Origin of the sequence: Spirillospora sp. NPDC049652 (assembly GCF_040675125.1) — a bacterium.
Classification (GTDB): domain Bacteria; phylum Actinomycetota; class Actinomycetes; order Streptosporangiales; family Streptosporangiaceae; genus Spirillospora.
In genome coordinates this window covers 1-10,283 of record NZ_JBFAOF010000175.1, presented here as the reverse complement: position 1 = coordinate 10,283, position 10,283 = coordinate 1, and the positions used below count along the sequence as shown (strand labels likewise).

7 protein-coding genes and 1 pseudogene are annotated in these 10,283 nt (G+C 73.7%); 4 read left to right on the top strand and 4 right to left on the bottom strand.

Features of this window, described 5'->3' with window-relative positions; genetic code table 11:
* The coding region (locus tag AB0J52_RS14535) for a class I mannose-6-phosphate isomerase (protein WP_500182070.1) at window positions 1-773 on the bottom strand (773 nt) is incomplete at its 3' end.
* Between the two features lie 194 nt (window positions 774-967).
* Here AB0J52_RS14535 and AB0J52_RS14530 point away from each other — a divergent pair.
* Together AB0J52_RS14530 and AB0J52_RS14525 are read left to right on the top strand one after the other, a co-directional pair.
* Entirely contained in the window at window positions 968-1,978 is a 1,011-nt protein-coding gene (locus tag AB0J52_RS14530) for a LacI family DNA-binding transcriptional regulator (protein WP_500182069.1), read from the top strand.
* Window positions 1,979-2,195: 217 nt separating this feature from the next.
* The gene (locus tag AB0J52_RS14525; RefSeq protein WP_500182068.1) at window positions 2,196-5,480 is read left to right on the top strand and encodes a GH92 family glycosyl hydrolase; all 3,285 of its coding nucleotides are present in this window, start codon (window positions 2,196-2,198) and stop codon (window positions 5,478-5,480) included.
* A gap of 89 nt (window positions 5,481-5,569) precedes the next feature.
* On the opposite strand, the gene AB0J52_RS14520 is transcribed toward AB0J52_RS14525, so the two are convergent.
* The 3 genes from AB0J52_RS14520 to AB0J52_RS14510 form a co-directional block, all read right to left on the bottom strand.
* Window positions 5,570-6,127 (bottom strand): universal stress protein, encoded by a 558-nt coding sequence (locus AB0J52_RS14520; RefSeq protein ID WP_500182067.1) that lies wholly within the window; start codon window positions 6,125-6,127, stop codon window positions 5,570-5,572.
* A 190-nt stretch (window positions 6,128-6,317) separates the two neighbouring features.
* Entirely contained in the window at window positions 6,318-7,160 is an 843-nt protein-coding gene (locus AB0J52_RS14515; protein ID WP_500182066.1) for a geranyl diphosphate 2-C-methyltransferase, read from the bottom strand.
* Window positions 7,161-7,222: 62 nt separating this feature from the next.
* Window positions 7,223-8,776: a terpene synthase family protein gene (locus AB0J52_RS14510; RefSeq protein WP_500182065.1), complete on the bottom strand. Its 1,554-nt coding sequence runs from the start codon at window positions 8,774-8,776 to the stop codon at window positions 7,223-7,225.
* 335 nt (window positions 8,777-9,111) lie between these two features.
* Between AB0J52_RS14510 and cseB the strand changes: the two genes are divergently transcribed.
* Window positions 9,112-9,807 carry a two-component system response regulator CseB gene (gene cseB / locus AB0J52_RS14505; protein ID WP_500182064.1) on the top strand — a complete coding sequence of 232 codons (696 nt, stop codon included), beginning with the start codon at window positions 9,112-9,114 and terminating at the stop codon, window positions 9,805-9,807.
* 19 nt (window positions 9,808-9,826) lie between these two features.
* Window positions 9,827-10,283 (top strand): annotated as a pseudogene (locus AB0J52_RS14500) (hypothetical protein); the annotation flags it as partial.

The following is a 10,283-nucleotide window of genomic DNA, read 5'->3' as shown; positions in this document are numbered from 1 at the left end:
CCCCCGTCCACCACCGGCATCTGTTCGCGCGTGCGCACGAGCCCGGCCACCTCGCCCAGCGTCCAGGCGCGCAGGTCCACGCACCGCAGCGCGAGATCCCAGCCGAGCTTGAGGTGCCCGGACTCGTCGCCGTCCGGCGCGAAGCCCTTCCACTCCAGCATGACGCTGAAGTCGGTCGGCTCCTGGAGCTCGACGACGAAGACGCCCGCGTCGACCGAGTGCGGGATCCCGGCCGGGACCAGCACCGCGTCACCGGCACGCACCCGCATCCGGTGGGTGGCCGCGAGCATCGCCTCGGTGTCCTGCGCGGCCGACCAGGCGCGCATCCGCTCCGGGGGGACCTCCTCGCGGAACCCGAGCCGCACCCAGCCGCCGCCCGGATCGGCGGTCTCCAGCACCAGCCACGCCTCGGTCTTGCCGAACGCGCTGCCCAGGTGCTCCCGGGCGAACGCCCGGCTCGGATGGCAGTGCACCGGCAGCCGCTGCCCGGCGTCCAGCAGCTTCACCAGCAGCGCCGTCGAGTCCCCCCAGCGGCGGACGTGCGCGGCGCCGAGCCAGCCGAGCGGGTCGGCGGCGAGCGCGTCGGGCAGCGGGCGGCCGTCCGGCAGGACGGTCACCCCGGCGGACGCGTCGTCGATCCGGCCGGTCGCCGACCCGACCCAGTCCTCGGGACGCCGGTCGTCGGGCGGGCGCTCGCCGCGGAACCGGGCGATCGCCGAGCCGCCCCGGTAGAAGTGGCGCGGCTGGTTGGCGGGCAGGGGGAGGGGTCGCACGCGTCGCTCCACCTCTCGGTCGGGGCCGTCGCCGCCAACATCGGCCGGAATGACATCGTTGTCAACAGCCGGGCGGACGCCGTGACCACGCCGTGACCCGGCGGCCCCGGAAAACTCACGGTCGCGCGGCCTTCCGCACGGGCGATCGGCGCACACGGACATCCCGCCGGACCCGGCGGGGATAACGTTGGACCGTGACGAACCAGGACAAGCCCCGACGCCCCACGATCTCCGACGTGGCCGCCGCCGCCGGGGTGAGCGTCAAGACCGTGTCCCGGGTCATCAACAACGCCCCCTCGGTGCGTCCCGAGGTCACCGAGCGGGTGCTCGCGGCGATCAGCGGGCTCGGCTTCCGCCGCAACCACATCGCCAGCTCGCTCCGGTCGGGCGCGCGCACCGCCACGATCGGCCTGGTCATCGAGGACCTCGCCAACCCGTTCTACTCCGCGCTCGCCGCCGCCGTCGGCCGCTACGCGCGCGAGCGCGGCACCCACCTGATCACCGCCAGCTCCGAGGAGGACCCCGAGCTCGAACGCCAGCTGTTCCTGGAGCTGTGCCAGCGCCGGGTGGACGGCCTGGTCATCGTCCCGGCCGGCGGCGACCACTCCTACATGCGCCCCGAGCTGGAGATGAACACCCAGGTGGTGTTCCTCGACCGGCCGCCGGCGGGCATCCTGGCCGACAGCGTCCTGATCGACAACGCGGGCGGCACCCGCGCCGGGGTCGAGGCGCTGCTCGGGGACGGCCACCGCCGCATCGGCGTGCTCAGCGACTCCACCACGATCTACACCGCCCGCGAACGCCTCGCCGGGGTCCGCGCCGCGCTCGCCGCGGCCGGCGTCCCCTACGACGACGCCCTGGTCAGGACGGACGTCGCCCATCCGGAGCAGGCGGCCGCCGCGGCCGCCGCGATGATGGCCGGCGGCGACCCGCCGACGGCGTTCTTCTGCGGCAACAACCGGATCACCGTCGGCGTGCTGGCCGAGCTGAACCGGCTCGGCGCGGACGCCGACCTGCTCGGCTTCGACGACTTCGAGCTCGCCGACCTCATGCCGCGCCCGTTCACCGTCATCGCCTACGACGTCGGCGAGCTCGGCCGCACGGCCGCGGCCCGGCTGTTCGACCGCATCGGCGGCGACCGCTCCTGGCCCGCCGAGACCGTCCTGCCGACCCGCCTCGTCCGCCGGGGCCCGCGCCCGCTCTGACCCGTCCGCCCGCTCTGACCCGTCCGCCCGCTCTGACCCGTCCGGGCGGGCGCGGCCACCGCCAAGAGCGGGACAACGTTGTCAACGAAGTCGGTCGAGGCCAGTGTGTGTTTTCGGCCCGGTTGTAGCTCTTGTGGCTTGATTGGGGCCTTGACGCGCCCGAAGTCGGGGCCCACGATCTAGGGCGTCCTGACAACGTTGTCTCGAAGGAGCGCGTATGCACAGGCCGCGTCCACCCCGACGTCCACCCCGACGGCGCCTGGACAGGCGGCGTCTCGTCCTCCCGTCCGCCCTGCTCCTGATCCCGCTGCTCCCCGTCGCCGCCGCGCAGACCGCCCAGGCCGCGGCCGACCCGACCTCCTACGTCAACACGTTCGTCGGCACCCAGGACGGAGGCCCGGACTTCGGGCACGGCGGCGGCGCGGGGGAGAACTTCCCCGGCGCGGTCGCCCCGTTCGGGATGATGCAGTGGAGCCCCGACACCGTGCGCAACGCGGGCGGCGGCTACAAGTACGAGGACGACCGCCTGCGCGGGTTCTCCATGACCCACATCTCCGGTCCGGGCTGCACCGGCGCGCAGGACTTCCCCGTCATCCCGCTGTCCGGCACGGTCGGACGCTCGCCCGCCACCCACGGCGACGACTACGTGCGGACCTTCAAGCACGAGAACGAGCGGGCGGACCCCGGCTACTACGCCGTGACCGACGACGCCGGCGTGAAGACCGAGCTGACCGCCTCCACGCGCGGCGGCGTCGGCAGGTTCACCTTCCCCACCGGGAAGGCCGGCACGCTCCTGCTCAACGTCACCGGCTCCATCCACGGCGTGGACGACGCCGAGGCCACCGTCAGCGGGAACACGGTCGAGGGCTGGGCCAAGACCGGCGGCTTCTGCGGCGCGTCCACCCGCTACTACGTCTACTTCCACGCCACCTTCGACCAGCCCATCAAGGCGTTCGGCACCTGGAAGGACGACTCGGTCGAACCCGGCGACGCGGTCGCCCGAGGCAAGTCGCCCGACCGCGTCCCGCAGACCGCCAAGCCGAACGGACGGCTGAACAACACCCCCAGCGGCAAGCCCGTCCAGAACCAGCGGGCCTTCACCGGCGGCGTCAACGTCAAGGGGCCCGGCTCCGGCGTCTACCTGCAGTTCGACTCCGCCAAGCCCGTCCAGATGCGGACCGGGCTGTCGTACGTGAGCGTCGCCGGAGCGCGCGCCAACCTCCGCGCCGAGATCGGCGGCCGCGGCTTCGACCGGGTCCGCGAGTCCGCCGCCGCCGCGTGGCGGAGCAGACTCGCCCAGGTGAAGGTCACCGGTGGCCCGGAGGACCGGCTGCGCACGTTCTACACCGCGCTGTACCACGCGCTGCTCCAGCCGTACGTGTTCGACGACGCGGACGGCACCTACACCGGCTTCGACTACCGCACGCACAAGGTGCGCCCCGGCCACCACCAGTACGCGACGTTCTCGGGCTGGGACATCTACCGCAGCGAGGCCCAGCTCATCTCGTTCCTCGCGCCGGACGTCGGCTCCGACATCGCCCAGTCGATGTACGACGACGCGCACCAGATCGGGAACGTGTGGGACCGCTGGTCGCACCAGAACACCGTCACCGGCGTCATGGTCGGCGACCCCTACCACTCGATCGTCTCGTCGGCGTACGCGTTCGGCGCCCGCGACTTCGACGCCAGGGGCGCGCTCGCCGCGATGGTGGACGGCGCGAACCGGGTCGGCGCGAAGTCCGGGTACACCGAGCGCCCCGGCAACGCCCAGTACCTGCGGCGCGGCTTCGTGCCGGGTGACACCTCGACCACCCTGGAGTACGGCCTGGCCGACTTCGGCATCGCGCAGCTCGCCCGGCGCCTCGGCGACGACTCCACCGCCGGCGCCTTCATGGGCCGCGCGCAGAACTGGCAGAACGTCTTCAACCCCGCCAACGGCTGGATCCAGCCGCGCCTGGCGGACGGCTCGTTCACCACCCCGTTCGACCCGGCCGACTCCAGCCACTACGTGGAGGGCAACGGCGCGCAGTACAGCTGGATGGCCTACCAGAACGTCGGCGGCCTGTTCGACCTCATCGGCGGCCGGGACGCGGCGGCCAAGCGCCTCGACGCCTTCTTCACCAAGCTCAACGCGGGCCCGCACGAGCCGTACGCCTACCTGGGCAACGAGCCGTCCCTCCAGACGCCCTGGCTGTACGCCTGGAGCGGCACGCCCTACAAGACGCAGGACGTGGTGAACCGCGCGCGCACAGAGCTGTACAAGCCGACGCCCGGCGGGCTGGTCGGCAACGACGACCTCGGCACGATGTCCGCCTGGTACGTGTGGGCGTCCATCGGCATGTACCCGGTCATCCCCGGACGGGCCGAGCTCGTCGTGAACGGGCCGGCCTTCGACAAGGTCGAGATCAGCCGGTCGTCCGGGCAGCGCTTCACCGTCAACGCGCCGGGCGCGTCCGCGAACCCCTACATCCAGTCGCTCAAGGTGGACGGCAAGGACTCGGCACGGCTGTGGCTCCCCGAATCGTTCACCACCGGCGGCGGACGGCTCGACTACACCATGGGCGCGCAGCCGAACACCACGCTCGGCACCGGTGACGGCGACGTGCCGCCCTCCTTCAACGAGGGCGCGCACGCGTTCGTCTCGGCCGCCACCCCGGGCATCGCCGCGGTCGAGCCGGGCGGCACCGTGACCACGACGCTGCGGGTCCAGGCGCTCGGCAAGGGCGGGAACGTGTCCTGGACCGCCAAGCCCCCGGCGGGCGTGACCGTCAGCCCGCCGTCCGGAACCCTCACCGTCCCCGACCACGGGCAGGCGGAGCAGCAGGTCACGCTGTCGGTCGCCGCCGACGCCGCGATCGACATCCACTCCGTGCCGTTCGACGTCTCGGACGCGGGCGAGGCGGCGGTGTCGCTGAACGTCGCGCACAGGGGCACCATCGAGTGGTACCAGAACAACGCGGGCATCTCCTCCGACGGGACGTCCGGGGCGGCCGACTTCGACGGCGGCGGCTGGTCCTACTCCGCGCAGGCCCTGGCCGCCGCCGGCGCCAAGCCCGGAGCCGCGCTGACCTGGAACGGCTTCACCTTCACCTGGCCGTCCCGGCGGCCCGGCCAGTTCGACAACGTCCAGGCGCAGGGCCAGACGATCGACCTGCCGCAACCGCCGCAGGGCACCCGGCTGGCGTTCCTCGGCGCGGGCGGCAACGGCGACTCCCCGTCCAGCGTCACGATCACCTACACCGACGGCAGCACGCAGAAGTCCGACCTCGCGTTCTCCGACTGGGCGCTCGGCGCCGACGCCTACCCGCCCCGGTACGGCAACCAGACCGTCCTCAAGACCCCCTACCGCAACTCCGCCGACGGCGGCACGCAGAAGATCAACGTCTACGTCTTCGGCTCGTCGCCGATCGCCCTCGCGTCCGGCAAGCAGGTCAAGAGCCTCACGCTGAACGCTCCCGCGAGCGGCGGGACCCTCCACGTCTTCGCGTGGTCCTTCTCCTGACCCGAGACAGGCGGCGGGCCCCGGAACCACCCGGTTCCGGGGCCCGCCGTCGAAATCCGGCGATGACGCCGCAGGGGGCCGCCGCGCGGTCAGACCGGTCTGCGGCGGCGGCGCGCGAGGCGGCGGAGGAGGGGCGGCTCGGACGCCGCGACCGGCGGATGGTCCGGGACGGCGAGGGAGTCGAGCAGGGAGTCGAACGACGGCGGGCGGACGCACACCAGCGTCGCCCGCGTCCGCCGGGCGCAGTGCAGCCGCACCGACGGCCGGATGACCCGGGACAGCAGGCTCCGGTCGCCGTGCCCGACCACGAGGATGTCGTCCTCGCGGGCGAGCCGGACCAGCGTCGCCCCGGGCTCGCCGACCAGCGCGAGCGCGGTCATGTCGACGCCGTGCGGGCAGCCGTCCGCGACCTCCGACAGCGTGCGGGCGATCAGGTCGGCGCCCGCCGCGCGCAGCGCGTCGGTGATGCCGCAGCCGATCTGGCCCGCCGCCGACACGTGCGGCGGGAGCGGGGCGGCGTGCACGACCAGCAGCGGCAGACCCCGGAGCCGGGCCTCACCGATCGCCCACGACAGGGCGCAGCGCGCTCCGGGCGAGTCGTCCACGCCCGCGACGACGCGCGGGCCGCCCTCCGGTCTCACTGTCACGGTCCCCTCCTGCGGGAGCCTGCCACCGTCCCTGCGGCATGTGTGCCATCCAGGGTGCAGCCTTACCCGCCCGGGTGGAAGTGTTTACACGCGTTGAACCCCGGGTTTCTCGCCGGAGACGTCCGCCTGACGCGCGCGGCCCCGCCGGACGGGCGCCGGCCGGGCCGCGCGCGCCGCCTCCCGGCGCCCCTCAGACCCGGTCGGCGGCGATCAGGAGGTACTGGAACGAGCCGTCCTTGTAGGACGACAGGAACGCCTCCTCGATCCCGGTGGCCACCGACGACCTCGCCCGCAGCTCCCAGTACGGGATGGTCGCGGCGGTCAGGTCGAGGACGCGGGCCGGGATCAGCCGGTTGGCGGCCATCGCGGAGAAGTAGGTGCGCCGCGAGTGCACGCCGCACTCGTAGTGCGCGTTGATGGTCGAGACCGCCTTGGACGGGATCTGCCCGTACACGTCGTTGTAGCAGCCGGTGATCGTGACGTACCGCCCGCCCCGGGCCAGCAGCCGGGAGTGCGCGGCGAACAGGTCGTACAGGTCGACGTACATCGTCGACTCGTTGTTCCAGATCGAGTGGAACTCCCCTGCGGGCAGGCCCGTGTCGAGCATGTTCGCCAGGTGGAACGCGACCCGGTCGGCGACGCCGCGCTGCGCGGCCTGCTCGTTGGCGAACTTCACCTGCTTGGCGGAGATGGACACCCCGTCCACCCGGCAGCCGAAGCGCTGGTTGGCCAGGAAGCTGCTGCCGCCCCGGCCGCACCCGGCGTCCAGGACGCGGTGCTCGGGGCCGAGCCCGCCGCCCGCGAAGCCCAGGTGGTCCAGCAGCAGGTGCGCCTGCGCGGTCTCCAGCCGGTGCAGGTCGGCGATCACCGCCTCATCACCCGCCTCGGCGACGCCGGGGGTCGGTTCGCCGATGCCGTAGTGGTGGTGGAAGAACCCGTCCACCTCGCCGAGCCGGATGTTCACCGGGTCGGCCTCGGCGTTCCAGTAGGCGGCGACGTCACCCTGGTAGGAGGTCAGAGCGGGCTGGGACATGGATCATCTCCTCGTTGGTGCGGGGTTCGGGGGGAGGGAGGTCGGGGGGCCGGGCGGGCGGTTCAGGGGGACGTGGCGTACCTGGTGCCGACCAGCCCGGAGTGCCACTCGTGGTTGCCCGCGACCCAGTTCGACAGGCCCGCCAGGTAGCGGCCGAGGACCGGGTCGGTGGGGGCGAGCAGCGCCGACAGCGACTCGAAGTCGTCCATCAGCTCGTTGTGGATGTCGATCGTCTTCTGGAAGGCCTCCTGGATCCCGCAGCCCTCCTCGGCGGCGATGACCGTGGGCAGGCTGTGGTGGACGCGCTCCTGGGCCATCTCCTTGCGCAGCGAGAACAGGTCGTTGACGATCGTGCTTGCGTTCGAGGAGAGCCCGGTCGCGCGCTGCACGTCCGGCCGCGCGAACACGTGCGCGGGCAGCTCGTAGCCGCCGACCGCGTCGGTGATGGTCAGGCAGGGCCGGAAGTTGTTGAACTGCCGGTGCGCCAGGTACTCCCACACCGAGGGCGTGCGGCCGGTCTGGATGCACGCGGCCTCGGCGCAGTAGCCGAGGTAGAGGTTGCAGATGTCGTGCCGGTACCGGTGGGCCTGCGCGGGCGTCGCGATCCGCTCGAAGTAGTTCATGGCCGACCGCATGCAGCGCAGCGCGGGGTGCGAGGCGATCCCGGCCAGCCACCTGGGGGTCTGCTCCTTGGAGGTGTGCAGCGGGTCGATCGCCGTCTGCGCCACCAGCAGCCGCGCGCCGAGGCCGTCGGGGGTGCCGCCGAGGTCGGGCTCGCAGAAGTAGTCGTCCACGGCGTTCTCGCCGATGTACAGCATCCCGGCGGCCACCAGGTGCTCGAAGGACGCCGCGTCCGGATGGCACAGGACGACCGAGCGGCCGGGGTCGAAGGCGAGGAACATCGCGCGCAGCTCGTCACCCGGGTAGAGCTCGACCTCCTTCTCGGCCCACGTCATGAGCCGCTCGTTGACCCGGTCGGCCAGGGCCCGGTCGTCGCGCAGCGGCGGGTGGAACTTCAGCCCCTTGATGCGCCGGGCGGACACGTCCTCGTCGTCCCGGTGGTCGCCGGCCTTGGACCCCGTCGCCGGCGGCGAGGCCGGAGGGGCGGCGGGCGGGGACGCCGCAGGGGCCGCGGGTGGCGTGTCCGGAGGGGCCGCGGGCAGGGAGGCGGTCGGCGGGCCGGGGAGTGAGAAGCCGGGGGAGGCGGACGGCGTGGCGGACGGTGAGACGGCGGGCGAAGCGGTCAGGGGACCGGGCGCGACCGTGGGGACGGCCTCCGGGCGGGGCTCGGGACGGGCGGTGGTCTCGACCGTCGGCGCCGACATGGCCGACCGGATCTCCGGGACCTCGGGGAGCTCGGCGGCCTGCAGTTCCCGCGGCGGCTCCGGGACGTCGGGGACGGGGGCGATCGGGCCGATTCGGCAGCCGGAGGTGCCGAGCCCGGTCGGGCCGCAGGGGATGGCGGCGAGCCGTTCGGCCAGGTCCGCGGGAACCGTGGCGGGATGCGCCGGGGCCACCGTGCCGGGCGGGCCGTCCGGGGGCGACGCCGGGGACGCGACGGAGGGGGCCGCGGCGGCCGGTGACGCCGCGGAGGGCGCGGACGCGAGGTCTGACACCGCGGAGGGTGACGCCGGGGAGGGTGACGCTGCGGAGGCTGACGTCGCGGGGGATGACGCCGGGGCCGTCGTTGTGGAACGGATCTGCACCGCTGACCTGCCTTCCGCCGGGGCCGACCGGACGTGACCGCCACGCCACGATTACAAAACGTAGTGATGCGGACTCCCAACGTGAATAACCCTTCGGTGAGGTCCATCGGTCCGGCGGGACACATGGGCCTGGAAGGGGGCGGGTAGCCTCGTGCGCCGGGGCGTCCGCGCCGGTCGAGCGGGCTCCGGGCGGACGCGGGGACACGGAAACACGGGGGCACGGGGACACGGTGGGCGCAGACGGGATGACGCACGTGCTCCTCGTCGAGGACGACGAGGTGATCCGCAGGACGGTCGGCCTGGCGCTGGAGCGCTACGGCTACACGGTCGAGACGGCGGCGGACGGGCTGGCCGGGCTGGAGGCGTTCCGCGCCGGCGGTCCGGGCGGGCGGGCGCACGACGTGCTGCTCCTGGACGTCATGCTGCCCGGCCTGGACGGGATCGGGCTGTGCCGCCGCGTCCGGGAGACCAGCCTGGTCCCCATCGTCATGATGTCGGCGCGCGGCGACGGCCTGGACGTGGTGTCCGGCCTGGAGGCGGGGGCGGACGACTACGTGGTGAAGCCGGTCGACACGGCCGTCCTGGTCGCGCGCATCCGGTCGGTCCTGCGGCGCAGCTCGGACTGGGCGGCCGCCGCGGAGCCGGGGGAGCCCGCGACGGTGCTGGCCTTCGGCGACGTCACCGTGGACACCGCGGGCATGGAGGTGCGCCGGGACGGCCGTCCGGTGGCGCTGACCCCGACCGAGCTGCGGCTGCTGCTGGAGTTCGCCGCCCAGCCGGGCGTGGTGCTCGGCCGCCGGACGCTGCTCGGCAGCGTGTGGGACCACGCCTGGGACGGCGACAGCCGGGTCGTGGACCTGGCCGTCCAGCGGCTCCGGGCCAAGATCGGCGCCGACCGGATCGAGACGGTCCGCGGCTTCGGCTACAAGCTGCGGCGCTGACATGGCCCACAGGGATCACATGGCTCACACGACTGACGCGGGTGACGCGGGTGACGCGGCCCGCCCCGCCGCGGAGAACGGTCCGCGGGAGGGGGCCGCGCTGCGCTGGTCGGCGTTCCGGTCGCTGCCCTGGAAGCTCGGCTCGCTGGTCGCCGGCGCGGCGCTGGCGGTCGCGGTCGCCGACGGGCTGCTCGTCCACCGGCTGAGCCACGACCGGATGCTCGGCGAGGGCCGGAGCCGGGCGCTGTCCAGCCTCAGCCGGGAGGTGGAGGCGCACGAGCGGACGGGCGCCGAGCTGCGGGACGTCGTCACCAGCACGGACGAGATGCCGCCCGCGGTCGCCGCGATCGCCCGGTCGGGACGGGAGGGCACCTGGTACGACGAGCACGTCCGCAACGGCCCGCGGATGTGGGCGGTCGGGCCGGTGCGGGGCGGCGGGCCGGTGGCCCTCTGGGTCGACATGGGCTCGGACCGGC